At 70.0% G+C, this 24,386-nt stretch carries 21 protein-coding genes and 1 pseudogene; 14 read left to right on the top strand and 8 right to left on the bottom strand.

From position 1 onward, the window contains the following. Positions 1–113: 113 nt before the first annotated feature. On the top strand, positions 114–962 hold the full coding sequence (locus ACZ4N5_RS18875) for a hypothetical protein (RefSeq protein WP_467758182.1): 849 nt from the start codon (positions 114–116) through the stop codon (positions 960–962). A 129-nt stretch (positions 963–1,091) separates the two neighbouring features. Here the strand turns inward: ACZ4N5_RS18875 and ACZ4N5_RS18870 are convergent, their stop codons facing one another. Both ACZ4N5_RS18870 and ACZ4N5_RS18865 read right to left on the bottom strand, forming a co-directional pair. After that, positions 1,092–1,274 (bottom strand): hypothetical protein, encoded by a 183-nt coding sequence (locus ACZ4N5_RS18870; RefSeq protein ID WP_261703155.1) that lies wholly within the window; start codon positions 1,272–1,274, stop codon positions 1,092–1,094. 370 nt (positions 1,275–1,644) lie between these two features. Further along, positions 1,645–2,007 (bottom strand): hypothetical protein, encoded by a 363-nt coding sequence (locus ACZ4N5_RS18865; RefSeq protein WP_467758181.1) that lies wholly within the window; start codon positions 2,005–2,007, stop codon positions 1,645–1,647. A 326-nt stretch (positions 2,008–2,333) separates the two neighbouring features. Here ACZ4N5_RS18865 and ACZ4N5_RS18860 point away from each other — a divergent pair, with 326 nt between their 5' ends. Continuing rightward, complete coding sequence (locus ACZ4N5_RS18860) at positions 2,334–3,677, top strand: esterase-like activity of phytase family protein (protein ID WP_467758180.1); 1,344 nt, start codon at positions 2,334–2,336, stop codon at positions 3,675–3,677. Between the two features lie 66 nt (positions 3,678–3,743). Here ACZ4N5_RS18860 and ACZ4N5_RS18855 read toward each other — a convergent pair whose 3' ends face one another. Beyond that, positions 3,744–4,301 carry a hypothetical protein gene (locus tag ACZ4N5_RS18855; protein ID WP_467758179.1) on the bottom strand — a complete coding sequence of 186 codons (558 nt, stop codon included), beginning with the start codon at positions 4,299–4,301 and terminating at the stop codon, positions 3,744–3,746. A 587-nt stretch (positions 4,302–4,888) separates the two neighbouring features. Then, on the bottom strand, positions 4,889–6,055 hold the full coding sequence (gene xylA, locus ACZ4N5_RS18850) for a xylose isomerase (RefSeq protein ID WP_467758178.1): 1,167 nt from the start codon (positions 6,053–6,055) through the stop codon (positions 4,889–4,891). Positions 6,056–6,254: 199 nt separating this feature from the next. On the opposite strand from xylA, the gene xylB reads away from it, so the two are divergent. From xylB to exaC, 7 genes are all read left to right on the top strand, one after another. Then, entirely contained in the window at positions 6,255–7,700 is a 1,446-nt protein-coding gene (xylB, locus tag ACZ4N5_RS18845) for a xylulokinase (protein ID WP_467758177.1), read from the top strand. 169 nt (positions 7,701–7,869) lie between these two features. Then, positions 7,870–9,078, top strand: a complete 1,209-nt coding sequence (locus ACZ4N5_RS18840) for an ROK family protein (RefSeq protein WP_467758176.1) — start codon at positions 7,870–7,872, stop codon at positions 9,076–9,078. 254 nt (positions 9,079–9,332) lie between these two features. Then, positions 9,333–10,817, top strand: a complete 1,485-nt coding sequence (locus ACZ4N5_RS18835; RefSeq protein ID WP_467758175.1) for an APC family permease — start codon at positions 9,333–9,335, stop codon at positions 10,815–10,817. Further along, positions 10,814–11,827, top strand: coding sequence for an acetamidase/formamidase family protein (locus tag ACZ4N5_RS18830; protein ID WP_467758174.1), 1,014 nt, complete (start codon positions 10,814–10,816; stop codon positions 11,825–11,827). Before ACZ4N5_RS18835 ends, ACZ4N5_RS18830 begins: the two co-directional genes overlap by 4 nt. Before the next feature lie 186 nt (positions 11,828–12,013). Then, complete coding sequence (locus ACZ4N5_RS18825) at positions 12,014–12,613, top strand: N-acetylmuramoyl-L-alanine amidase (RefSeq protein ID WP_467758173.1); 600 nt, start codon at positions 12,014–12,016, stop codon at positions 12,611–12,613. A gap of 134 nt (positions 12,614–12,747) precedes the next feature. Then, positions 12,748–14,049, top strand: coding sequence for a winged helix-turn-helix domain-containing protein (locus ACZ4N5_RS18820; protein WP_467758172.1), 1,302 nt, complete (start codon positions 12,748–12,750; stop codon positions 14,047–14,049). Between the two features lie 139 nt (positions 14,050–14,188). Then, positions 14,189–15,712, top strand: coding sequence for an acetaldehyde dehydrogenase ExaC (gene exaC / locus ACZ4N5_RS18815; RefSeq protein WP_401331947.1), 1,524 nt, complete (start codon positions 14,189–14,191; stop codon positions 15,710–15,712). Positions 15,713–16,291: 579 nt separating this feature from the next. Here the strand turns inward: exaC and ACZ4N5_RS18810 are convergent. Then, the gene (locus ACZ4N5_RS18810) at positions 16,292–16,552 is read right to left on the bottom strand and encodes a colicin immunity domain-containing protein (RefSeq protein ID WP_467758171.1); all 261 of its coding nucleotides are present in this window, start codon (positions 16,550–16,552) and stop codon (positions 16,292–16,294) included. A gap of 722 nt (positions 16,553–17,274) precedes the next feature. On the opposite strand from ACZ4N5_RS18810, the gene ACZ4N5_RS18805 reads away from it, so the two are divergent. Together ACZ4N5_RS18805 and ACZ4N5_RS18800 are read left to right on the top strand one after the other, a co-directional pair. After that, positions 17,275–17,421: a hypothetical protein gene (locus ACZ4N5_RS18805; RefSeq protein WP_467758170.1), complete on the top strand. Its 147-nt coding sequence runs from the start codon at positions 17,275–17,277 to the stop codon at positions 17,419–17,421. A gap of 75 nt (positions 17,422–17,496) precedes the next feature. Beyond that, positions 17,497–17,736 (top strand): annotated as a pseudogene (locus ACZ4N5_RS18800) (transposase family protein); the annotation flags it as partial. Positions 17,737–17,782: 46 nt separating this feature from the next. Here ACZ4N5_RS18800 and ACZ4N5_RS18795 read toward each other — a convergent pair. Continuing rightward, a complete protein-coding gene (locus ACZ4N5_RS18795; RefSeq protein ID WP_467758169.1) occupies positions 17,783–18,151 on the bottom strand; it encodes a VOC family protein in 369 nt (122 codons plus the stop codon). A gap of 531 nt (positions 18,152–18,682) precedes the next feature. Here ACZ4N5_RS18795 and ACZ4N5_RS18790 point away from each other — a divergent pair. Then, positions 18,683–19,906, top strand: coding sequence for a metallophosphoesterase (locus tag ACZ4N5_RS18790; RefSeq protein ID WP_467758168.1), 1,224 nt, complete (start codon positions 18,683–18,685; stop codon positions 19,904–19,906). A 54-nt stretch (positions 19,907–19,960) separates the two neighbouring features. Here ACZ4N5_RS18790 and ACZ4N5_RS18785 read toward each other — a convergent pair whose 3' ends face one another. Further along, on the bottom strand, positions 19,961–20,659 hold the full coding sequence (locus ACZ4N5_RS18785) for a hypothetical protein (RefSeq protein ID WP_467758167.1): 699 nt from the start codon (positions 20,657–20,659) through the stop codon (positions 19,961–19,963). A gap of 306 nt (positions 20,660–20,965) precedes the next feature. On the opposite strand from ACZ4N5_RS18785, the gene ACZ4N5_RS18780 reads away from it, so the two are divergent. Beyond that, positions 20,966–22,048: a GNAT family N-acetyltransferase gene (locus ACZ4N5_RS18780; RefSeq protein WP_467758166.1), complete on the top strand. Its 1,083-nt coding sequence runs from the start codon at positions 20,966–20,968 to the stop codon at positions 22,046–22,048. A 121-nt stretch (positions 22,049–22,169) separates the two neighbouring features. After that, a complete protein-coding gene (locus ACZ4N5_RS18775) occupies positions 22,170–23,252 on the top strand; it encodes a GNAT family N-acetyltransferase (RefSeq protein ID WP_467758165.1) in 1,083 nt (360 codons plus the stop codon). A 116-nt stretch (positions 23,253–23,368) separates the two neighbouring features. Here ACZ4N5_RS18775 and ACZ4N5_RS18770 read toward each other — a convergent pair whose 3' ends face one another. Beyond that, entirely contained in the window at positions 23,369–24,091 is a 723-nt protein-coding gene (locus ACZ4N5_RS18770) for an alkaline phosphatase family protein (protein ID WP_467758164.1), read from the bottom strand. Positions 24,092–24,386 lie beyond the last annotated feature (295 nt).

Raw genomic sequence — 24,386 nt, 5'->3', positions numbered from 1 at the left:
GTTTCGCCCCTGTCCAGCCGGATAGCTGCAGCTCCGCATGCGTTTCGGACCCGTGACAAGCGCCTTCCGGTCGCTTAAGGTGCGCCGACAGATGGAGCGATCGGGAGGCTGGAATGGCCGGGACGGACGAAGACGCCGTCGCCACCGGGGACGACGACGCGCTGTATGTGCTGACGGCGGTGTTGCTGACACCGGCGAAGTTCCCCAGCGTGCTCGGCGACGACTACCCGGAGGCCTGCGCGACGCTCGACCTCGCGCCTCTCGTGGAGGGCTACGGGCTGGTGCTCGGCCAGGACGGCGAGGGCGCGCGGTGGACCGTCATCATCGACGACGTCTCCCTGGTCGCCGTCGCCATCGCGTCCTGGGACTGCGGAATCGAGCACGAGCTGTCTCCGGACGAGCGGACGGTCGTCGCCGCACTGCCCGGCTGGCCCCTCGATGTAGCCGTCTCGGCCCCCGGGGTGCCGGCTCCGCACGATCCGTCGACGGAGCTCACGGACCGGCCTCCGCTCAGCCCTCCGGACACCGCCACCTGGGGACCGGCCCAGCGACGCCTCGGCGCGGACGAGATCGCGCTCCAGTGGGCGATGTGGCGCGAGCAGATCGACGACAGTGATTTCGCGCCCTCGGACGGTGCCGGGCAGGCCCCCGACAACGCCGAAGACTCTCCGGACAAGGACGGCGAGGGCGGGAACCACGCCGGCGTCCGCCGCGTTCTCGCCGAGGCGCGCTCGTACGTGGACACACCGCCCCCACTGGGCCGTGTCCGCTCGTCCTTCGCAACGGGCGACGCTCGTACCCTGCGCGCCGACGGCCCCGGCTGGTCGCTCGTCGCCAGGACCGACGACATCGCGTTCGTCCTGCTCGACGAGGAACCCGGCGAGGTCCTGCCCGTCGGTCGCGGACCGGAGCTGCCCGGCCTCCTTGAGGCCTTGGACAAGTTGGCGGTCCGCCCCAGCTGAGTGACCGCGTCACACGGAATCCCGGTGACGCGGCCCTTCATCAGTCCCCCCGTGTCAGTTGTGTCAGTCTCTCCGGCCCTCACCGGCCGCGGTGAACGGAGGGGCTGCCGACGGATGGGCGGTCGCGCCTCAGCGGCCGAGCTCCTTGCGGGTGGCACGGCGCAGCCTGCGCCGCTGCGAGGGGTCCAGCGCCAGATACGCGGCCGCCGGGACTCCGAGCACGATCAGGAAGGCGGCCCACCAGGGCAGCCAGATCAACAGAATCAAGCCGACCGCCACACCTCCTGCGGCGATCTTCGCGTTCTTCGACATGTGTCGCCTCCTCCGCGGCTGCTGCCGCTCTCTGTCCTGAGAACGGGTCCCCGTGTCCCACGGTTCCGGACCGCGACCCTGATACGTCCCCGACGCGTGCCCCCTACTCAACCCTGAGAGGCTCTCCGGTCCCGCGCGTAGTGCACGGGGCTGCTGGTAGGGGTTTGCGAGCCCAGTCTCCGCACAGGGCCTACCCAACTCCAGACCGTGCGCGCGCGCCAGCGGTTGAACGCGGTATGGACGAGGACAAGGCCACTCTCGTCGCACCCGTAGCAGTAGGCGGCTTCCCGTCGGGCTCGTGGCACGGATACCTGGCGTCGCCGCCTGACCCGTGGGTCACCTGGCCGTGTGGTCGGCTTCGGGACGAACATCAGATGGAGCCGAAAGGTGCTTGGCGGGGTGCGGCGTGAGGGTGGGGCACTTCGACGGCTTCCACGCTGAGGGTGTCGTGGGCGACGTCCGCGCCGTCTCGCACGGTCACCGGGACAGAGTGCTTCTCGCCGGTGTACCGCAGGCGTCCGGTGACCACGACCTTGTGGCCGATCACCTCCACCCGCAGGTCCGCCCCGGCGGGCGCGGATGCACTCACGCTGTGCTGCGGCCCAGCGGGCCACACGGTCACGGACGAAGTGAACTCCTCTCCGGCCGCGACCTCGATCTGCGACGGAGTGAGGATCATGAAGCCTTTCGCGTGCCATGATCCTTTGCCCGAGTCTGCCTGATTACCTGTCATACCGTCATCGTGCTCCCGTGCCGCGCAGGGGGGCAGGTGACGGCAGGCCCTGGCACCAGGGCCGATCGGGTTAGGACGGAGGCCGCTCGGCCCGGCGCCGAAACACCTCTGAACCGGACCGCGCCCGCGGACGCATGCCGTGTGGGCGTGTTCCGTGATGCCGGACCCCCGCGGGCCGCGGTGACGGACCCGGCAAAACGCCCCGGCCTCAGCCGAGGGAGACCCGATGACTGGTTGACGGCGGGAGTTCACCTCCAGGTCGCGTACGGTTCGACGCCGGGGCCAACTCTGGCCGCTGTCAGCGAACTTGTGCCTCAGGAGGCCTGATGTCCCCGCATGCCGTCGGCCGGCGCCACGTCCACCGATCCGTCGCCCTGGGCGTGCCGCTCGCCGTGCTGGCCGCCTTCGTGGTGGCCGGTACCGCGAGCGCGACGTCCGGACCCGCGCAGCCGCACGTGACGCACACCGCGACGCTCGGAGACCTCCCCCTCGGCGCGTTCAGCAACGCGCTGCTGCCCGGCACGGTGGACAACGACCGCGGTGTCGACCTCGGCGGCATCGGCAGCGACATCTACCCGACCGGACGCAAGGGCGAATACTGGACGGTCACCGACCGGGGGCCGAACGGCCAGATCAAGGTTGACGGCAAGAAGCGCCGGACGTTCCCGGTCCCGGGCTTCGACCCGGCGATCGTGAAGATCCGGGTGTGCGGTGACACCGTGAAGGTGATCGACGCGATTCCGATCACCACGTCCTCGGGGAAGCCGGTCACCGGGCTGTCCAACCAGGCGGGACGCGACGAGGCGCCGTACTCCTACGACGCGCAGACCCCGGTCCCGTACAACCCGAACGGACTGGACACCGAGGGCATCGTGCGGGCGAAGGACGGTTCGTTCTGGCTCGTGGACGAGTACGGCCCGTCGCTGGTCCATGTCTCCGCGCGCGGGGAGGTACTCACGCGCTACGTGCCCAAGGGTCTCAATCTGACCGGCACGGACTACCCGGTCGTCGAGGCGCTGCCCGCCGTCCTGCTCCACCGCAAGACCAACCGTGGTCTGGAAGGGCTTGCCCAACTCCCCGACGGTGACCTGGTGATGGCCCTGCAGAGCCCGCTCTCGCTGCCGGACGGGGACGCGGGAGACGCGTCGCGCACCACACGGCTGCTGCGCTTCTCGCCCGGGAAGCGCGCCGTCACCGCCGAGTACGCGTACCGCTTCGACCCGGTGAACGTGGTCGACCCGAGCGAGGACGACACGTCCGAGCTGAAGATCTCCTCCGTGGTGGCCGTCGGCCGCGACCGGCTGCTCGTCGAGGAGCGCACCGACAAGGCGGCCCGTCTGCAGTCGGTACGGCTCACGCGCGACGCGGACATCCTCGGCGGTCCCTGGGACAGCGACACCACGTCACCCTCGCTGGAGCAGTTGGACGACCCCGCGTCGGCCGGCGTTCCGGTGCTGAGCAAGCGTCTGGTCGTCGACCTGGGCACCGTGGCGGGGGCGCCCGGCAAGATCGAGGGCGTCGCGCGCGTGGATCACGGCACTCTCGCCCTCATCAACGACAACGACTTCGGGATGACCGACGGGGCGGGCGCCTTCGACGCACAGGGCCGGCTCGTGGACAGCGGCATCGAGACGAGGGTCACCTACGTGCGGCTGCCGCACGGGATCTGATCCCGGAGCCCCTTGAACTCGGCACGCGTGCGGGGAAGATGGACAGCGGCCACGCACGCGTGTCGCTCACTTCAGCGGCCCGGTGAGCTTGTGGGTGCCCTTGCCGACGCCCGCGGCCAGGCTGCAGGCGACCTTGTCGATGCCGGTCTTGTAGCCACCGGTGTCCGGGTACTGCACGAGGGTGTCGCGCACCGTGCCGGCGGCCTGGCCGGCCGCCTTTCGCTCCAGAGGAGCCTTGCACAGCGCGGACGCGGCCTTCTTGAGGGCCGCGTCCGTCGCGTAGGTGCCGTTGAGTTCGGAGACCGTCACCACCTCGGCGTCGTGCGGTTGGGTGCACCGGCGCTTGGCGGCCTGTCCGGGGAGACTGTCGTCCGTGTCGAAACAATCGCCCTTCCGGAGCATGTAATACGGCACCTCGTCGTCCGCGAGGGACGGGAACAACGACTGCAGGTCGCTGGGCACCAGCCCGGTGGGCAGGCCCGTGGGAAGCGACGGCACGACACTGGGCAGGCCCGAGGGCAATGACGGCAGTTCGGACGGGAGGCTCAGCGAGGGACTCGGCGACCGCCCGCTGCTCTCGGTGGGGGACTTCTTGTCCTTCGGGCCGCCGCTCGTGGCCGCCACGGCCCCAGCGACGATGACGCCGACGCCGACGATCGCGGCGATGACGAGGAGCAGGGTGTTGCGCCGCCGCCCTCCGCGGTGACCGCCGGGGCCGTCCGGCGGTCCGGGAGGCGGAGCCGGCGGAGGTGGCGGCCATCCCCCGCCGCCCTGCCCGGGAGGCCAATCGCCCCCTTGTGACGGCGAACCGTAGTCCCCAGGGGGTGGGCCGTTGCCCCCCGGAGGAACGCCGTAGGGACCCGGGGGCGGACCGTAACCACCGGAGGACGGAGGACCATAGCCGCCGGAAGACGGAGGACCGTAACCGCTGGAGGGCGGCGAGCTGTAGCCCCCGGAACGCGGACCCTGGACATCACCCCCAGGAGGGCGCGGGTCTCCCTGCGACCGTGGAGGCTGAGGCGGTTCGGACGACATGGCCATACCGCCAAGAGTCGCCTCGAACCGGTCATCGCGCGACCCTTATACGGAAGTTGATGCGGACTCATGCCATGGATCGCGTGATTCCGGGACATTCCACGCGGGGATCAGCGGCCACTGAGGGCGGGCCGGACCCGCCGGAAGGCGGGTCCGTGCCCTTGGGAGCAGCCCAATCAGCCCCGAGCACCCAGGAGATGGTCCATCGCCAGCTGGTCCAGCTGCTCGAAGGCCATCCCGCGCGCGGCCGCGGCCTCGACGTCGAAGTCCTCGAAGGCGGCACGGTCGGCGAGCAGCGCCGCCAGGCCGTCCTCCGCGGTGGGCTGCGCCAGCTCGTGCAGACGCGAGGCGCGCAGCGCCGCCTGGACCTCGGGATCGGCGCGGAACGCCGCCGCGCGCTCGCGCAGGATCAGGTAGTTGCGCATGCAGCCCTCCGCCGACGCCCACACGCCGTCGAAGTCCTCGGTCCGCGGCGGCTTGAAGTCGAAGTGCTTCGGGCCCGCGTAACCGGCGCTCTCCAGGAGGTCGACCAGCCAGAACGCGGCCCGCAGATCGCCGGCTCCGAACCGCAGGTCCTGGTCGTACTTGATGCCGGACTGGCCGTTGAGGTCGATGTGGAAGAGCTTGCCCGCCCACAGGGCCTGCGCGATGCCGTGCGGGAAGTTCAGCCCGGCCATCTGCTCGTGACCGACCTCCGGGTTGACGCCGTACATCTCCGGGCGCTCCAGGCGCTCGATGAACGCGAGGGCATGGCCGACGGTGGGGAGCAGGATGTCGCCGCGGGGCTCGTTCGGCTTGGGCTCGATCGCGAACTTCAGGTCGTAACCCTGGGAGATCACGTACTCACCGAGGAGGTCGAAGGCCTCCTTCATACGGTCGAGGGCGACGCGTACGTCCTTGGCGGCCCCGGACTCCGCTCCCTCCCGGCCGCCCCAGGCGACGTACGTCTCGGCGCCGAGCTCGACCGCCAGGTCGACGTTGCGGATGGTCTTGCGCAGTGCGTAGCGGCGCACGTCGCGGTCGTTCGACGTGAACGCGCCGTCCTTGAAGACGGGGTGCGTGAACAGGTTGGTGGTGGCCATCGGCACCTTGAGGCCCGTGGCGTCCAGGGCCTGCCTGAAGCGCTTGATGTGCGCCTCGCGCTCGCTGTCCGAGGATCCGAAGGGGATCAGGTCGTCGTCGTGGAAGGTCACTCCGTAGGCGCCGAGCTCGGCCAGGCGCTGCACCGTCTCGACCGGGTCCAGGGCGCGCCGCGTGGCGTCGCCGAACGGGTCCCTTCCCTGCCAGCCGACGGTCCACAGACCGAAGGTGAACCTGTCCTCGGGGGTGGGCTGGTAGTTCATGTCGCGGCTCCTTGCTAGCTCCGACTATTTCGTCATGGCGGTTTACAAATTAGTATGCGGACGCGACTCTGGGAAGAGACGAAGTAGGAAACCCTGGTCACATCCGGTCCGGGGACGAAGTGCGGGACCCGGCCGTGGCGGTCCGGATGACCCCGTGACCAGCACAGATTCCGCAGAGCAGCGGAAGAGGGAGAGCCCGATGTCAGCAGCCGAGGGTCCGCTTGTCGTCGGGGTGGACTCGTCCACCCAGTCCACCAAGGCCCTGGTCGTCGACGCGTCGACCGGACTGGTCGTGGCCAGCGGGCAGGCGCCGCACACCGTCTCCACCGGGGCGGGCCGCGAGAGCGACCCGCGCCAGTGGTGGGACGCGCTCTGCGAAGCGCTGCGCCAGTGCGGTGACGCCGCGCACGAAGCGGCGGCGGTCTCGATCGGCGGGCAGCAGCACGGGCTCGTGACGCTCGACGCCCGGGGCGAACCCGTACGACCCGCCCTGCTGTGGAACGACGTGCGCTCGGCGCCGCAGGCGCGTCGACTGGTCGAGGAGCTCGGCGGCCCGAAGTCCTGGGCCGAGCGGACCGGCAGCGTGCCCGGCGCGTCCTTCACGGCCACGAAATGGGCCTGGCTGGCCGAGCACGAGCCGGAGGCCGTCCGCAAGACGGCGGCGGTCCGGCTGCCCCACGACTACCTCACCGAACGGCTCACCGGGCAGGGCACCACCGACCGCGGCGATGCCTCCGGCACCGGCTGGTGGGCCTCCGGGAGCGAGGCGTACGACGAGGAGGTCCTCGCGCACATCGGTCTCGACCCCGCCCTGCTCCCCCGCGTCGCCCGGCCGGGCGAGGTGGCCGGAACGGTGCACGCCAGGGGTGAGCTGCCGTTCTCCAGGGGCACCCTGGTGGCGGCCGGAACCGGGGACAACGCGGCCGCCGCGCTCGGCCTCGGGCTGCGCCCCGGCACCCCGGTCGTGAGCCTCGGCACCTCGGGCACTGTGTACGCCGTCTCGACGCACCGACCCACCGACCCGACCGGCACGGTGGCGGGGTTCGCGGACGCGCGCGGCGACTGGCTCCCGCTGGCCTGCACCCTGAACTGCACGCTGGCCGTCGACCGGATCGCCGCGCTGCTCGGCCTCGACCGCGAGGCCGTCGAGCCGGGCTCCTCGGTGACGCTGCTGCCCTATCTGGACGGCGAGCGCACACCGAACCTGCCGCACTCCTCGGGACTGCTGCACGGACTCCGGCACGACACGACGGGCGGGCAGCTGCTCCAGGCCGCGTACGACGGTGCCGTGCACTCCTTGCTGGGCGCCCTCGACCTGGTACTGGACGCGGACGCCGACCCCTCGGCGCCGTTGCTGCTGATCGGCGGCGGCGCGCGCGGCAAGGCCTGGCAGCAGACCGTACGCCGGCTCTCGGGCCGGCCCGTTCAGGTGCCCGAGGCCAGGGAACTGGTCGCGCTCGGTGCCGCCGCCCAGGCGGCGGGCCTGCTGACGGGAGAGGACCCGGCGGCGGTCGCAAGGCGCTGGGACACCGCCCGCGGGCCGGTGCTCGACGCCGTGGAACGGGACGAGGAGACGCTCGCGCGGATCACCGGGGTACTCTCCGACGCGGCCCCGCTGCTCGAACGGGAGCCGAACAGGGACTGACCAGGACCGACCGTGCCGCCCCGGCGGGACCGGCTCTCACGAGTGGCGTCCCGCGTGAGCGCCACCGGCCGGGGCCGCCCGGTGGCGCCCCGCACAACGCGGGACCGCCCTGTGGGGACCGGCACCGAGAGAGGCCGGTGGGACCGGCCGGACGAGGATTGACGGAGGCATGACCGCACCACTGCACGAAGCCCACCCGACCGGTTCCGGCCGACGACTGCCCGACACCCAGCAGGGCATGCGCCGCCGCAACCTCTCCCGGGTCATGCACACCGTCAGCGACGAGGGACCGTTGTCTCGTGCCGCCGTCGCCTCCCACATAGGTCTGACCCGGGCGGCCGTGTCCACTCTGGTCGACGAGCTGATCCGCGCGGGGCTCCTCGAAGAACTGGGGCCCGAGCGGCCCGGCAGGGTGGGGCGGCCCGGCTCCGCGCTCGCCGTCAGCGGGCACGGCCCCGCCGGGATCGGCGCGGAGGTGGGCGTCGACCATCTCGCGGTGTGCGCGGTCGATCTGCGCGGCGCCGTGCGAGCGCGCGCCGTACGCCACGGCACGAACCGCGGCCGGCCGGCCGGGCCCGTGCTACGGGAACTGACGGCGCTGGTGCGTCAGGTCGTCGCCGAAGCAGACCGGGAGGGGCTGTGGCCCGCGGGCCTCGCCGTCGCCGTCCCCGGACTCGTGGCACGCGACGCCCGGACCGTGGTCCGAGCCCCGAACCTCGACTGGCACGACACGGACCTCGGTGAGCTGCTGCCCTCCGAGCTGCCGCTGACCGTGGACAACGAGGCGAACTTCGGCGGTCTCGCGGAGCTCTGGCTCGGTGACGCGACCCCACGCGACTTTCTGCACGTGTCCGCGGAGATCGGCATCGGTGCCGCGGTACTCGTGGACGGGCGGCTGCTGCGCGGGACCCGTGGCTTCGCAGGCGAGTTGGGACATATACCGGTGCGTCCGGATGGACCCGCGTGCCCGTGCGGCGGGCGCGGGTGCCTCGAACAGTACGCGGGCGAGGAGGCCGTTCTGCGCGCCGCCGGGATCGAACCCGGCGAGGACCGGGTCGGGCTGCTGTCCCGGCGCGCCGCCGAGGGCGATCCGGACGTACGCCGTGCCCTGCGCGACGCCGGAACCGCGCTCGGCATCGCCCTGACCGGGGCGGTCAACCTCCTGGACCCGGAGACGGTCGTGCTGGGCGGGGCCCTCGCCGGCCTCGCACCCTGGCTTCTCCCCTCGCTGGAGGGCGAGTTGGCGCGACGCACGGCGGGCCCCGCCTGCCCCGTGTCCGTTTCCCGACTGGGATCCGAGGGACCGCTGCTCGGTGCGGCGCATTCGGTGGTACGAGGGGTGCTCGACGACCCGGCTGCGGTGGCCGGACGGGCGTAGCCGGCAGCGGACGGTCGGGTCGCAGGCGGCACACGGCCGGAAAGTCACGGGCAGTGCCCCCAACGTCACGCGTCGAGGCTCGCGGATCGCACGGAGGCGTTCCCCCTTGCGGGTGATCGCCATGTCCACAATCCGCGGGCTGTCCACGGAATCGCGCCTCGCTCTTCTGCCCAACTGGCAAGCGCCGTACCGTAATTCACGCGAGGCGCAGCCGTCCTGCCGATGGCTGTGTTCCAGTCGAATCGGGGGGTCACATGTCGGAGGGGGCAGTTCCGGGGCTGCGGCGTGAGGCGATCGGCCTGCGCGAGGTCCTGTTCCAGAGCATCACGGCCATGGCGCCGGCCGCGGCCGTCGCCGCGTCCATTCCGTCCGGCGCGGCGTTCGCGGGCGGCAGTCTGCCGCTGTCCGTGCTGATCGCCCTGGTGGCCTGCCTGTTCACCGCGTCGTGCGTGGCCGAGCTGGCGCGGGAAATGCCCGCCGCGGGGTCGGTGGCCACCTACACCGCGCAGGGGCTGCATCCGTCCGTCGGATTCCTCGTGGGCTGGGGCTATGTGTTCGTCGAAGCCCTGGTGCCGCCTCTGCTCCTTCTTCAGCTCGGCTTCACCACGGCGGGCACACTGCACCAGGAATGGTCCTCGTATCCGGACGACCTCTGGTGGCCCTGGTCGCTCGCGGGCGCGGCGGTCATCGCGGTGGCGGGATATCTGGGAGTACGCGCCTCGGCCCGCTTCGGAACCGTCCTCGGCATCTTCGAAGTGCTCGTCTTCCTCGTCTTCGCGGTGTGGCTGATCGCCAAGGCCGGCGGGAACAACACGGTGTCGGTGTTCGGGACATCCCACACCGCCACGGGGTACGGCGGGATCAGCGGTGTGTTCGCGGGGTCGGTGTACACCGTGCTCGCCTTCGCCGGGTTCGAGGCGGCGGCCCCGCTCGCGGAGGAGACCAAGGACCCACGCCGCACGATGCACCGGGCCGTCCTCGGCGCGGCGCTCGCGATCGGCTTCGTCTACGTGCTGACGACGTACGCTATGTCGGTGTACTTCGGGCCCGACCGGTTCGCGGGGTTCGGAGCCTCCGGCGCCGCCTCGTGGGAAGGCGTGGCACGCGCCTCGTTCGGACTGTTCTGGGTGCTGGTGTTCCTAGCGGTGGTCAACTCGACGATCGCCAACGCCAACGCGTGCGCCACCGTCTCCACGCGAACGGCCTTCGCCCTGGCTCGGATTCGGGTCTTCCCCGCGCTGTTCGCGCGCGTGCACCCCAGACACCGCTCCCCCGCGGCCGGGGTGGCGGTGCAGTGCGCCGTGGCCGTGGCGGCCATGCTGGGACTCGGTCTCGCGTACGACCCCGTGACCGCGTTCCTGCTCCTCGCGACGGTGATCGTCACCGTGGTGATCGGCGTGTACATCGTGGTGAATCTCGCCTGTGCGGGCTACTTCCTGCGCCGCAGACGCGAGTTGCTCAAGCCCGTGCGACATCTGGTGTTCCCGCTACTGGGCATCATCGCGTTCGTCCCCGCGCTGCTGACGGCCGCGGGTCTGCCAGTCTTCGACTTCGTCACCGAGCTGACCGCGCCCGTGTCGTACGCCGGGCCGGTCGTGGGTGTCTGGATGTCGGCCGGTGTCGTGATATTGATCTTCCTGCTGCGCCGCCACCCTGGGCGCATAGCCGAGACAGCCCGTGTCCACCTCGACGAGACCTCCACCCCCGCCCCTTCGCAGAGCGGAGCCGTGCAGCCATGAGCGACCCCCGGATCCTGACCGTGCGCCCGGCGCCGGGCGAGTTCGCCTGGACGTTCGGCGGCGCACCGCCCGTGGCACGCATCGCGCCGGGCACGGTGCTCGATCTCTACACCGAGGACTGTTTCGCCGGACGAGTACGCTCCGAGAAGGACCTGGTGTCCGAGGTGCGCGAGTTCCCGTTCCTCAATCCCCAGACCGGTCCCTTCCATGTCGAGGGAGCGGAGCCGGGTGACACGGTCGCGGTCCACTTCGTCTCGATCGAGCCGGCCCGTGACTGGGCGGCGTCGACGACGGTCCCCCTCTTCGGCGCCCTGACCTCCACGCACACCACCGCCTCCCTCCAGCCGCCGCTGCCGGAGACCGTGTGGATCTGGCAGCTCGACCGGGAGCGGCGGACCGCGCTGTTCAGCGCGCGGGACAGCGACATCCGGATCGAACTGCCGATGGACCCGATGCACGGCACCGTCGGTGTGGCGCCCGCGAACCTGGAGGTCCGTTCCGCCCTGGTGCCCGACGCGCACGGCGGAAACATGGACACGCCGGAAATCCGGGCCGGAGTGACCTGCTACCTCGGGGTGAACGTCGAGGGTGCCCTGCTCAGCCTGGGCGACGGGCACGCACGGCAGGGTGAGGGCGAGACCTGCGGGGTCGCCGTCGAATGCGCCATGAACACGGTGGTGATCGTCGAACTCCTCAAGGGAGTCGCCACCCCCTGGCCTCGTATCGAGTCCGACACCCACATCATCTCGACCGGCTCGGCACGCCCGCTGGAGGACGCCTTCCGGATATCCCAGCTCGACCTTGTGCAGTGGCTGGTGCGCGACTACGGGTTCAGTGAGCTGGACGCGTACCAATTCGCGACGCAGACGGTCGAGTCTCCCGTCGCGAACGTCTGCGACACCAACTACACGTGCGTCGCCAAGCTGCGCAAGGAATGGCTGCCCCCGCGGGAGACCCATCGCGGACTGCACGCCCGACTGCGCGAGACGGCCGCGTCGCTCCGGCACTGATCGCGCGGCCGGCGCGCGACAGGCCCTTGACCGACACGCCGCTCCCGACAGCCGGCTCCGGGTTCCCGACAGCCCGCTCCCAATTCCCGTCGCCAACCGACAAACCACAGCCTCAGCCCTCGGCCTTCGACCCACCGACACACAGCCTCAAGACCCCACCCCCCACCAACGAAAGGCCAACTCTCCATGGAGCGAGCGCGATCGTTCCCGAGCCGGCGGCGGCTGCTCAAGGGCGCAGCCCTCGCGGCCCTCCCCTATGCGTTACTCCCCGATGTCAAGGCGACGGCGCAGGTGGCGGCCGTCGACTATCCGGGCGCCGAATGGACTCCGGCGACCAGCTCCAACTACACGGCGTCCGATCGGCCCTACACCTACGAGCTGGACTATGTGGTCATCCACGTCACACAGGCGACGTACGCCACCACCCTGTCCATCTTCCAGAATCCGCAGAAGAAGGTGTCCGCGCACTACCTCGTACGCTCGGCCGACGGCCATGTCGCCCAGTGCGTGAGAGAGCACGACGTCGCCTGGCACGCGGGCAACTGGGACTACAACACCAGAAGCATCGGCATCGAGCACGAGGGCTGGGTGGACCAACCCGCCTACTTCACCAACGCTCTCTACGAGGAATCGGCCAAGCTCACCGCCACGATCTGCGACCAGTACGGGATCCCCAAGGACCGTGCCCACATCCTCGGTCACTACGAGGTGCCGGGCACCGATCACACCGATCCCGGGCCGAACTGGGACTGGACGCGCTACATCAGGCTCGTCAACTTCGCCTGACCAGGGGCGGCCTCGCGGTGGCCCGAGCGGGCACGCCGCGAGGCACCGAGCGGAAGGGGAGCGTCACACGGGTTGTCGGGGCCCGCACCGGGAGTGACGATGGACCCAGTCGCATCGCCTTCCGGGAGGCCGAGTTGACCGATCCTTGGGTGGCCCTGGAACCGGGGACCGACCCCGCCGAGCGGGTTCGGCTGCTGCGCCGCGCGTACGAGTCGTTCACCGAGGGCGGGACGGTGCCGCGGCCGGTGCGTGCCGTGGTGGCGGAGTCGTGGCGGCGTTCGGCGCGGGCGGGCGTCGTTCCGGAGGGCACCGCGAGGGTGGAACTCATGGACGGGGAACTGGGTTCCTACCGCGCGGAGCATCCGCTCGCGCGGGTGATGCCGCTGTTCCGGGAACTCATGGGGACGTTCGCGGCGGACGGGGAGCATCTTCTGGCGGTGTGCGACGCGCAGGGCAGACTCTTGTGGGTCGAGGGCCATCCGGGAACGCGGCGGCAGGCCGGACGGATGAATTTCGTGCCGGGCGCGCGGTGGTCGGAGACGGCGGTCGGTACGAACGCGCCGGGCACGGCGGTCGCCGTCGACCGTCCCGTGCAGGTGTTCGCGGCCGAGCACTTCATCCGGCGGGTGCAGCCCTGGACCTGCGCGGCGGCCCCCGTGCACGATCCGCGCACCGGGCGGGTGCTCGGCGCGGTCGACATCACCGGCGGGGACGGCCTCGCGCATCCGCACAGCCTCGGCTTCGTACAGGCGGTGGCACGGGCCGCCGAGGCCCATCTGGCGCTGCTCGCACCGCCGCAGGCCATGGACGGCGCCCTCGAATTGACCGCCCTGGGGCGCGACGACGCCCAACTACTCTCGGACGGACGAAAGATCAGGCTCAGCCGCAGGCACAGCGAGATCCTGATCCTGCTGGCTCGGCATCCGGAAGGCCTGACGGGCGACGAGCTGCAGTGCGCGCTCTACGAGGACGAGTCGGTGACGCCGGTGACCTTGCGGGCCGAGTTGGCGCGACTGCGCAGAATCCTCGGTCCGGGCCTGCTGGGTTCGCGTCCCTACCGGCTCACCCGGCCGGTCGAGTCCGATGTGGCGGTGGTGGAGCGGCGGCTCGGTACCGGCGCGGTGACGGCTGCCGCGGCGGTGTACGCCGGTCCGCTGCTGCCGGGTTCGACGGCGCCGGCGGTGGTACGGCTGCGGCGAAGGCTCGCCGACGGGCTGCGGACAGCGATCATCGCCCGGCGGGACCCCGACCTACTGGCCGACTGGGCCCGTGCGCCGTGGGGCGAGGACGATCTCGACGTCTGGCGGGCGCTGTCAGCCGTACGCCCGGCGGCGGCCGTGCACGCGCGTCTGGTGGAGCTGGAGTCCGAGCAGACCGCACCGGCCGGGTGGGAGCACGCCGCACGGAACGGCCGTATGCGCCCCGAGCCGCACTGACGAAGGGGGCGGCGGCCCCCGCCTGCGGAGCCGGGAGGGCGGTTCCCGGGACACGCAACGTCCTTGCAACGTACGGATTCCTAGCCTCGCGGCGAGAGCTGCCCAACGGCGGGCAGCGCTTCCCCGGGAGGCAACCAGCATGACCCGTTACGCGGCGCCCGGCAGTGAAGGCGCGATCGTCTCCTACCAGGCGCGTTACGACCACTTCATCGGCGGGGAGTACGTTGCGCCGGCTCGCGGACAGTACTTCGAGAACCCGAGCCCGTTGAACGGGCAGCCGTTCACCGAGGTCGCGCGAGGCACCGCCGAGGACGTGGAGCGCGCGCTGGACGCGGCACACGCGGCGGCACCGGCCTGGGGGCGCACCTCCGTGACCGCGCGCGCCGACATCCTGCTCAAGATCGCCGACCGTATGGAGGCGAACCTGGAGAAGCTGGCGGTCGCCGAGAGCTGGGAGAACGGCAAACCGGTACGCGAGACGCTGGCGGCCGACATCCCGCTCGCGATCGACCACTTCCGCTACTTCGCGGGGGCGATCCGCGCTCAGGAGGGTTCGCTCGGCGAGGTCGACGACGACACCGTCGCGTACCACTTCCACGAACCGCTCGGCGTGGTCGCGCAGATCATCCCGTGGAACTTCCCCATTCTGATGGCGGTGTGGAAGCTCGCTCCGGCGCTGGCGGCGGGCAACGCGGTCGTCATCAAACCGGCCGAGCAGACACCGGCGTCCATCCACTACTGGATGAGCCTGATCTCGGATCTGATCCCGCCGGGTGTGGTGAACATCGTCAACGGCTTCGGGGTCGAGGCGGGCAAGCCCCTGGCGTCCAGCCCGCGGGTGGCGAAGGTCGCGTTCACGGGTGAGACCACCACGGGGCGGCTGATCATGCAGTACGCCTCGGAGAACATCAAGCCGGTCACGCTGGAGCTCGGCGGCAAGTCCCCGAACATCTTCTTCGACGACGTGTGGGCGCAGAACGACGACTTCCGCGACAAGGCGCTCGAAGGCTTCACGATGTTCGCGCTCAACCAGGGCGAGGTGTGCACCTGCCCCTCGCGCGCCCTCGTCCAGCGCGGCCACTACCGCGAGTTCATGGAGGCGGCGGTCGCCCGCACCGAGCTCATCAAGCCCGGCAACCCGCTCGACACCGACACGATGATCGGCGCCCAGGCGTCCAACGACCAGCTGGAGAAGATCCTCTCCTATCTGGACATCGGCCGGCAGGAGGGCGCCAAGGTGCTCACCGGCGGTGAACGCATCGAGCACGACGGGGAGTTGAAGGGCGGCTACTACGTCCAGCCGACGATCTTCGAGGGCGACAACCGGATGCGGATCTTCCAGGAGGAGATCTTCGGCCCGGTCGTCTCGGTGACGTCGTTCGACGACTTCGACGACGCCATAAAGATCGCGAACGACACGCTGTACGGGCTCGGAGCCGGCGTGTGGACGCGGGACATCAACACCGCCTACCGGGCGGGCCGCGCCATCCAGGCCGGGCGCGTCTGGACGAACTGCTACCACGCATATCCGGCACATGCCGCTTTTGGCGGATACAAGCAGTCCGGCATCGGCCGCGAGAACCACAAGATGATGCTGGAGCACTACCAGCAGACGAAGAATCTGCTGGTGAGCTACTCGGCGAAGAAGCTGGGCTTCTTCTAGAACCTGAAGTCGGTTGCCTGGAGACTTCGTTGGACTCCAGGCAACCCGACATGGGAGCCGCTCTCCGCGGCCAACGCGACACCTCCCGCCACTGTCCGAACTCCAAGTGAATCCGTCCCGAACCAGACGCGGACCAGTCCCGGACCAAACGGCGTCCTTGTGACGTGATGATCAACCAGCGGCCTGCCATGGTGGAGAACCGGGCAGGACTGGGGCACGGGGAGAGGGACCGTGCGACACGAAGCTGCACGAATTCGAGTGGGCCGACCGACTGGAGAGGCGGCTGACGGCGGGGCCGTAGGTGCAGCCACGGGGCCGTCTCAGCCCCCGACTGGTGGCCCGTCGTGGTCCGGTCCTTCGGGAACGAGGACGCCTGCTTCGAGTGCCGGACCCCGGAGTTCGTCCACGGCACCCTCGGCGACCCGCACCACTCTGTCCACGATGGCCCGCCACTTCTACACCCATCCGTTCAGGAACTACCGGACGCCGACTGCCCAAGGCCTCACCGCGAACGGGATTCGCGGCCTCGTCGGCGAAGGCCATCGGTCCATGATCCGCAGCCGCCTTCAGCAGAACCGATCAGGAGGCGTGGCGGTCGAGGGACCGGAGTTCGGCCAGGTGGCCACGGACGATCGCCTGCAGTTCTTCGTCGGTCATGTCGTCCGCATCTTGGAGCCCTGGATCGATGACGTACTCGTCGAGTGCGTAGAAGACCTGGTCGAGAATCCTGGAAAAGGGTTCTCGCAAACGTTCGCGCAGGTCCAGGGCCCGTCGTCGAGCGGCCAGCCAAGACTGCGCGAACTCCTCCGCGCTGATCCGGCCGGCTGCGAGGAACTCCATGAGTGACACTTGTTCCGCGGTGGCGGATCCGGCGGCGACGCCACTCTTCGACGCCCACGCCACCTCGTGCGGCTGGAACTCGTTCGAGACGCCGACCAGGACCGGACGGCCGGGGCGACACGTTTCGCGTACCGCTTGAAGTCGACGACTGCCTGATCGCCCCCTTCGGGGACGCTGCGCCCGAGGAAGTCACGGGTTCCGCCGATCAAGGAATAGCCTTCGTCCGTCACAAGCAGCGCACTGGAGAGGTCGGGAGTGGCGAGCACGAAGTTCTCGTCACGCCACGGAAGTTGCTGGAGAAGGCCTTCTTGGGTCGAAGGGATCTCGATCTCCGGCCGTCCGGCGGCGGCATCGCTCAGGCGGCTCGCGATGACATAGGTGTGGCCCGTTCGCCTGGATCCTGCGCTGAACCGGCTCGCCAGGTGCTCATCCATGCGTGCGTGGGAAGGCAGCGGCACGACCCGTTTGCCGCCCTCCGCGATCCACTCAGGCCTGAAGGATCGTGGTCCGGAGAGGACGAGGTTGACCAGTCTGTTGTCGTTCATGTGGTGCCGTTCGGTCTCATGCCGCCGTCCTGATTCGTTCGCCACAGGAACACCCGCCGCACGAGGTCCGCGAACTGGTTCTCCACGCACACCCTGCACTACCTCACCGACCTGCTGCGACGCCATCTCAAAGCGATACGGCCGAGGTGGCGGGCGCTGCCGCCCGGCAGGATCGCGGTGATCGTCTCGGCCGTGCTGCGGCACGATCAGCGCCTGGCCGACACGGCCGGCGGCAACGACATCTCCGCCACCACCATCCGGCGCCGACGCGACGAACTGATCCACCTGCCGGCCGCGAGGACCCTCGCCTGGACCGCGCCCTGAAGAAGATCGCCCGGCGGGGCTGCAAGGTCGTCCTGATCGACGACACGCTCATCCCCCCAGCGCCGTACCGGAGAGGCGAACCGCCCGAACTGCTCCGGCAAGCATCGCCGCCAGGGCCTGCACGTCCTCGCGCTGACCGACGAGCAGGGCCATCCGGTGTGGATATCGGCCGCCCGGCCCGGCCGCACCCACGACATCCCCGCTGCCCGCCGCGACCGCGTCCTGGCCAACACGCGTACTGCGGGCCTCGGCCCCTGTCGGCCCCTGGCCGACCTGGGCTTCCTCGGCCTGGACGACGACGGGACCGAGAATTGATCTCTACCGCAGGCAGCCCACGATCAGCACATGCCCCGGAACAGCGTCACCGGGTCGGGATCGGCTGAGTGAGGTTCACCGGATTGCCGTCCGGGTCCTGGATGTGCGCGACGCGCTGTCCCCACGGCATGTCGGTGGGGCCGCCGCCGACCGAGCCGCCCAGCGCCGCCACCCGGCCGAGCGTCTCGTCGACGTCGTCGACACCGATGCTGAGCAGGATCCGCGGTGCCGCCGCGGTCCCCAAGTTCTCCTTGGCCACCAGCCCGAGGTCGGTGTCGCCGATGCGCAGGCCAAGGTAGAAGGCCGGGCCCTCCGCCGGTACCCGGAAGATCTCCTCAGCGCCGAACAATTTCGTATAGAAGCCGAGCAGAACGTCCTGGTCGGCAGTCACGATCACTGGCTGGATGGTGGACATGGCACTCCTGTCGAGAACGGTCGTGTCGCTGGGTAGACCGTTCGAGGACCGTGAACTCATCGGCGGACGATCTACGACACGGACTGCCGCCCACGACCAGCACGAGCACCCCGAAACGAGGTCACGCCATCCCGCTGACCAGCCGCTTCAAGATGGCGGAGCAAGATGGCAAAGCTTCAGTCCTCCGGTAGGGCGCCGGCTGCCTTGTTGCCTGCCGTCATCGCCCGTCCCTCACTGCTGCCTGTATCAGTTCCATTCGCCAGAGTAAGATCCTCTGCGGACTCGGTGCGGCACGAAGAGCCGGGAGAGGCCACCGACGATCCAGTAGCCACTCGCAGCCTGCATGAACAGCGCGCCCGCGAACAGCGCCCTGATGGCGACTCATGCCAGTGGAGGTGTCTGCGGCGAGGTCTTGCCATCCCGCAGAGAACCCTTCGCCCCAAGGAGCCGCACCCATGAACACCAGTCCGGCCGGCCCGAAGACGACCGGATACAGTGCGCGAGACGGCAGCCTGGCCAGAGAGGGGCAGCGTGACCGACACCAGCGATACCCGACCCGCCGACGGTGCCGTGCGAGCGCCGCGGCAGAGCCGACTGCACCGCCTGATGCGCTACATCCCCCTGATCGCCCCCGTCCTGCTGTGGGTCGTGCCCTGTTGGGTGCTCCTGTACACAGGCCAGCACTGGCCGCTGCCCGTCACGCTGGTCGGCACCGGCCTGTTCGTCCTCGGTCTCGTCGGTATGCCGCTCGCGATGGTGCGCGGCCACGGCCGGCGTCAGCAGGACCGGTTGGCGATCGTCGGTGACACCCTCCTGGGCACGAGCTGGGTTCTGTTCACCTGGTCCGTTCTGCTCGGCGTCCTCTTGCGGCTCGCTCTGACCGTGGCCGGCGTCGGCGACAGTCAGGACCGGGCGCGCATCGTCACTTGGGCCGTTCTCGGCGTAAGCGCCGCTCTGCTCGCGTGGGGGTACGCCGAGGCCCGCCGCGTACCTCGCGTGCGTCGACTCGACGTGCAACTCCCACGGCTGGGAGCCGGGTTGGACGGCGCCCGCGTCGCCCTCATCACCGACACCCACTATGGCCCGCTCGATCGCGCCGACTGGTCGGCACGAGTGTGCGAGACGGTGAACGCGCTGGAAGCCGACCTGGTCTGCCACACCGGCGACATCGCGGACGGCACGGCCGAACGCCGCCGCGCCCAGGCCGTTCCGCTCGGTACCGTGCGGGCCACCCGGGCCCGTGTCTACGTCACCGGCAATCACGAGTACTACAGCGAGGCCCAGGGCTGGGTCGACCTGATGGACGAGCTGGGCTGGGAGCCGCTGCGCAACCGCCATCTGCTGCTCGAACGCGGAGGCGACACCCTCGTGGTCGCCGGCGTGGACGACGTCACCGCCGAGTCCTCCGGGCTGGCAGGCCACCGTGCCCACCTCGACGGCGCCTTGAACGGCGCCGACCCCGACCTGCCGGTCCTGCTGCTGGCACACCAGCCCAAGTTCATCGACCGGGCGGCAGCCGCGGGCATCGACCTCCAGCTCTCCGGCCACACCCACGGCGGCCAGATCTGGCCCTTCCACCACTTGGTCCGCATCGACCAGCCCGCCGTCGCGGGACTCAGCCACCACGGCGCCCGCACCCTCCTCTACACCAGCCGTGGCACCGGCTTCTGGGGCCCGCCGTTCCGCGTCTTCGCCCCCAGCGAGATCACCCTGCTCGTGCTCCGCTCCCCGCACGTGTCCACCTCGCCGCGGTAGCACCGGGCGGGCCAAGACATCCGGTACCCCTTCCGGCCCGCGGCTCCGGTCCCCCTACTCGTCCGGCGTCTCCCGGATCACGGCGAACAGCGCGCGGTCCGTGGGGAGGCCGTCGGCGTCGAAGGCGCGGTGCCGGCCGAGGTGTTCGACCCGCCCGCCGGTGCAGGTCTTCAGCAGATACTCCGTGAGCCACACGTCAGGCGTCGGCACCATGGGAGGCAACCCGAACGACTCGGGCATCTCGTCCTCGCCGCTGTCGAAGAACATCACCTTGCCGGTCCGGGCCCAGAGCCCCCGCAGCAGGTCGGTGGCGGCGTCGAAACCCAGCCCCCGCACCAGGTGATGCCAGACGGACAGCAGCAGGGTGCAGTCGGTCGACGGCAGAAGACCGAGCGTGTCAGGGCGCAGCTCGAGGTCCATCACCGCCACATTGTCCAGCCGGTTCCTCCGCACGGCGGTCGTCGCTGTGCGGAGGCACTTCGGATCCGACTCCAGCGCGACGGAGGGTATCCCGCGCTGGGCGAGCTTGATCGGGAAGTAGCCGACGTTCGCACCCACATCCAGCGCGCTCCGCACGCGGAGCCGCTCGACGATCGGCTCCATCGCCGTCCAACGCGAACCGGTGCCGACGGATCGCTTCGCCCTGCGTACGCGGATGCCCGGGACCGGTTGATAGATGCCGTCGGGCAGTGCGTCGAGCTTGAGGCGGACCAGATCGATCGTGTCGTCGAGTGTGCGACGCGCGCTGCTCATGAGCCGAAGCGAGGGGAATCGCTGATGGAGGCGCACCATGCGCGTGGAGGTCTGAGTTCCGGCAATTCCGTCCACGGATACCTCTATCGAGTGGCGGTATACAGGTCGCTGTCTCAGGTCGCTCGTATGGCCGTTCTGGGCCCAACAATACCTTCTGACCTGGTCTTCCGCACTTGCTCGGCGCCACCCCGGGAGCCGCACGGCCGGGGCGCGGACCGAAGATGCGGCCTCAGGACCGACAGAGCACCCTTGAATGAGTGAAGGCTCAAAACGCCTACCGTGTGCGACGCGTAAGGAAGTAGCGTCATGCGTCTGACGGGCCAGCGAATCGTGTCGGCCTGGGACCGTCTCGATGTGACGAGTCCGGCGCCCCGGGACGAATGGCAGCGTTTGGTCGACAGAAGCGACGAGTCGCTGATCACCCAGACCCCGGGCTGGCTGGACTGCATTTGCGCGACCGATCCCTATGAGGATGCCAGTCGCCTCTACGAGTTCGACGATTCCGGCGCCATCGTCGTGCCGTTGGTCCGCCGACGCGGCTGGCCCGCCCGTCTGATCGCCCAGGACGCCTGGCCTTCCGAGTGGGGTATCGGAGGTCCTGTCGCCGCCGAGGCGCCCGACCCGAGGCAAGTGCGCGCCGTGTTCGGGGATCTGGCCCGCCTCCGCGCGAATCGCGTGTCCGTCCGATTCGGGCCGGACGTCGACCCCGCGTGGCTGTCGGCGGTGCCGTCCGACTTCACCACCTTGCCGCACACGACGTACGTCCTGGACCTCGAGGGCGGCTTCGACGACGTCTGGGGGCGAAAGTTCAAGGCTCCGGTCAGAACCGCCGTACGCAAGGGCGAGAAGGCGGGGGTCGACGTGGAGGTCGACCGCACCGGGCGCCTGGTGCCGGCCTTCTACGCGCTCTACCAGAACTCGATCGCCCGCTGGGCGCAGCAGCAGAACGAGCCGCTGGCGCTCGCCCGCTGGCGCAGGGAGCGAATCGACCCGCTGCACAAGTTCCAGACGGTCGCCGAGACGTTCGCCGAGTCCTGCGCCGTATGGCTGGCCACCTACCAAGGTCAGCCCGCGGCGGCCATGATGGTGCTCCGCCACGGTCCGCACGCGAAGTACTGGCGGGCCGGCATGGTCAAGGAACTGGCTCAACCGAGTCGTGCCCCCACGCTCCTGCACAAGCTCGCCATCGAGGACGCCTGTGCGGCTGGTTGCCGCTTCTACCACATGGGCGACTCGGTTCCGGGTTCCTCCGTCAGCGTCTTCAAGGAACGGCTCGGCGCCCGCGGTTACCCGTCGTTCGGCTACCGCAGGGAAGTGCTTCCGATGACATCGATCGATCAGCTCTGGCGGAGTGCGGCGAAGCGTCTCATCGGCTTCAAGGACGAGTGACGCCCGCTCCCCACCGAGATGCCCGGCCTCGGCGTCCCGCCTAGCATCGGACGTGGGCACGTCGGTCCTCGGTCCGTGAGCGCCGTCCTCGCGGGGCCCTCGCGCCCGGCGGGAGAGGCCCGTGAACGCACCTGCTGAGCTCCTGACCGACACTCCGGCCGGTCGCGTGCGCGTCATCACACCGGCTCCACGTGACGTCTGGTGGGAGTTGGCGGGCAAGGACCTGGACACCAACCCGAGCCAGACCCCGCTGTGGCTGGACTGCCTGTGCGCGACAGCGCCGTACCGGGACGCGAGCCGTCTCTACGAGTTCGAGCGTGGGCATCGGCTCGTACTCCCCCTCGTGGGCCGAACGCATCGCCCGCAGATCCTGGGCTCCGAGGAGTCCTGGCCGGCCCAATGGGGCATCGGAGGGCCGGTATGCCCCGAGCGGGTGAGTCCGGCGGAGGCGCGGGTGGTCTTCGCCGATCTCGCGCGGCTGCGCGCGCTCCGGGTCGCCGTGCGGTTGCGGCCGGCGGACCAGGCCCTGTGGTCGGACGCCGCCTCCGGCTTCCGACCCGAGCCCCACATGACACAGATGGTGGATCTCGAAGGCGGCTTCGACGTCGTCTGGGAGCGCCGTTTCAGGCGCCATCTGCGGCGGGAGGTCCGCCATGCCGAACGGTCGGAGGTCGAGGTCGAGGTCGATCGCACCGGCCGGCTCGTTCCCGCCTTCTACCACCTGTACCGGAAGTCGATCGCGCGCTGGGCCGAACAGCAGCACGAGCCGCCGGCGTTGGCCCGCTGGCGCAGGACGCGGGAGTTCCCCGAGCGGCGGCTGGAAGAGGTGGCGGCCCGGTTCGGTGACGACTGCGCGATCTGGGTGGCCTGGCGTGCCGGCGAGCCCGCCGCCGCGTGTGTCGTCCTGCGCCACGGTGGTCACGCCAAACTGTGGCGCAGCGCCATGGACCGGGAACTGGCGCATCCGGTCCATGCCGTTCCTCTGCTGTACCGGCTGGCGATCGAAGACGCGTGCGCGGCGGCCTGCCGGACGTTCGACATGGGCGAGTCCGCCCCGGACTCCTCCCTCGCCACGTTCAAGGCGGGGTTCGGAGGGGAGAGTTTCTCGTCCCCGCGCTACGTCCGGGAACGGCTTCCCGTGTCGGCGGCCGACCGCCGGCTGCGTACGGCCGTCAAACGTCTGATCCGCTTTCGGGACCCCTGAGATTCCTCCGAGTCCCCTCGTCCCTCTGATCCGCGTTCGGGACCCCTGCGCTTCCTCCGAGTCCCCTCGTCCGTCTGATCGGCTTTCAGGACGCCTGGGGTTCCCTCCTTGCCGCCTCACTTCCACACGTCGACGGGTTCCGCCTCGGCGCTGTGGTGCGGGGGCGTGAGGTCGTACGCGTCCAGCAGCATGCGCAGTAGTCCGAACTGATTGTTCGGCTGGTCGTCGTCGCCCTGTCGGACATGCTCACCGACCAGGACGGTGGGGATGTGGTTGGGCCCTTGTCCATCGTCCTCGTCCCAGGTGACGACCAGCAGGCTGTTGTGGGTCATGGCCCAGTCGGCGTAGTCGCCGAGACTGTTCCGCAGCCAGGTGTCCCCCTGTCGCACACTGCCGTCGTGCATGTCGTGTTCGAGGTCCGGGACCACGAACGAGACCGTCGGCAGATCCTTGAAGTCGCTTGGGAAGTCGGTCCAGGGGCGGTTGGCGGAAGCGGGAAGGTTGTCGAAGTTCACCCAGGGGTTGTGCCGGCGCACGTAGGCACCGCTGGAGCAGCCGGTGAAGCCGACGCGGGGCATGCTCTGCGCGTAGCCCACGAACGTCCGACCGGCCTGGAGGAGTTGTGAGCCGAGATTCCGCGACGTGAGCGTGTGCGGGCAGGAATCGTCGTCGACTCCCAGGAACGAGCCTGAGAGGAGCGCCAGGTAGTTGGGCTGGCTCGGATGGGTGAGGGCGTAGAACTGGGTGAGCGAGGCGCCCCGCCGGGCCAGTTGGTTGAGGTACGGGGCGTCCGGGCTTCCGATGACGGCGTCGTAGGACTGGTTTTCCTCGATCACCACGACGACATGGTCCGGACGGGGAATCCCGGACCCGGCCGACGACTGGTCACAGCCCGCTGTCGTCAGGAGCGTCACCACCACCGCCGCCCAGGCGAGGAGCCCCCTCGTCAGGAGACCTACGGGCCCCGGTCGTGCGCCGCACACTCGTGGCTTCACCGCTCTCCCTCCGGGCACTGTCTCGACGCGCGCCGTGCGTGATCGCCGCGAGTCGCCACTTGCAGCCATCGGATATACCGTCACAATCAGTACTAATACCTCTTACCGGTCGACATCGTGTACTGATGTGGACCGACGA

This window comes from Streptomyces sp. NPDC026500 (assembly GCF_055567635.1).
Note: the sequence above shows the minus strand (reverse complement) of the source record. Positions and strands in the feature narration are given on the sequence as shown.

Bases quoted from the DNA above. Each gene is read 5' to 3' on its own strand.
- ACZ4N5_RS18875 (WP_467758182.1), top strand. From the start codon at position 114: ATGGCCGGGACGGACGAAGACGCCGTCGCCACCGGGGACGACGACGCG.
- ACZ4N5_RS18870 (WP_261703155.1), bottom strand. From the start codon at position 1,274: ATGTCGAAGAACGCGAAGATCGCCGCAGGAGGTGTGGCGGTCGGCTTG.
- ACZ4N5_RS18865 (WP_467758181.1), bottom strand. From the start codon at position 2,007: ATGACAGGTAATCAGGCAGACTCGGGCAAAGGATCATGGCACGCGAAA.
- ACZ4N5_RS18860 (WP_467758180.1), top strand. From the start codon at position 2,334: ATGTCCCCGCATGCCGTCGGCCGGCGCCACGTCCACCGATCCGTCGCC.
- xylA (WP_467758178.1), bottom strand. From the start codon at position 6,055: ATGAACTACCAGCCCACCCCCGAGGACAGGTTCACCTTCGGTCTGTGG.
- xylB (WP_467758177.1), top strand. From the start codon at position 6,255: ATGTCAGCAGCCGAGGGTCCGCTTGTCGTCGGGGTGGACTCGTCCACC.
- ACZ4N5_RS18840 (WP_467758176.1), top strand. From the start codon at position 7,870: ATGACCGCACCACTGCACGAAGCCCACCCGACCGGTTCCGGCCGACGA.
- ACZ4N5_RS18835 (WP_467758175.1), top strand. From the start codon at position 9,333: ATGTCGGAGGGGGCAGTTCCGGGGCTGCGGCGTGAGGCGATCGGCCTG.
- ACZ4N5_RS18830 (WP_467758174.1), top strand. From the start codon at position 10,814: ATGAGCGACCCCCGGATCCTGACCGTGCGCCCGGCGCCGGGCGAGTTC.
- ACZ4N5_RS18825 (WP_467758173.1), top strand. From the start codon at position 12,014: ATGGAGCGAGCGCGATCGTTCCCGAGCCGGCGGCGGCTGCTCAAGGGC.
- exaC (WP_401331947.1), top strand. From the start codon at position 14,189: ATGACCCGTTACGCGGCGCCCGGCAGTGAAGGCGCGATCGTCTCCTAC.
- ACZ4N5_RS18810 (WP_467758171.1), bottom strand. From the start codon at position 16,552: ATGGAGTTCCTCGCAGCCGGCCGGATCAGCGCGGAGGAGTTCGCGCAG.
- ACZ4N5_RS18795 (WP_467758169.1), bottom strand. From the start codon at position 18,151: ATGTCCACCATCCAGCCAGTGATCGTGACTGCCGACCAGGACGTTCTG.
- ACZ4N5_RS18785 (WP_467758167.1), bottom strand. From the start codon at position 20,659: ATGAGCAGCGCGCGTCGCACACTCGACGACACGATCGATCTGGTCCGC.
- ACZ4N5_RS18780 (WP_467758166.1), top strand. From the start codon at position 20,966: ATGCGTCTGACGGGCCAGCGAATCGTGTCGGCCTGGGACCGTCTCGAT.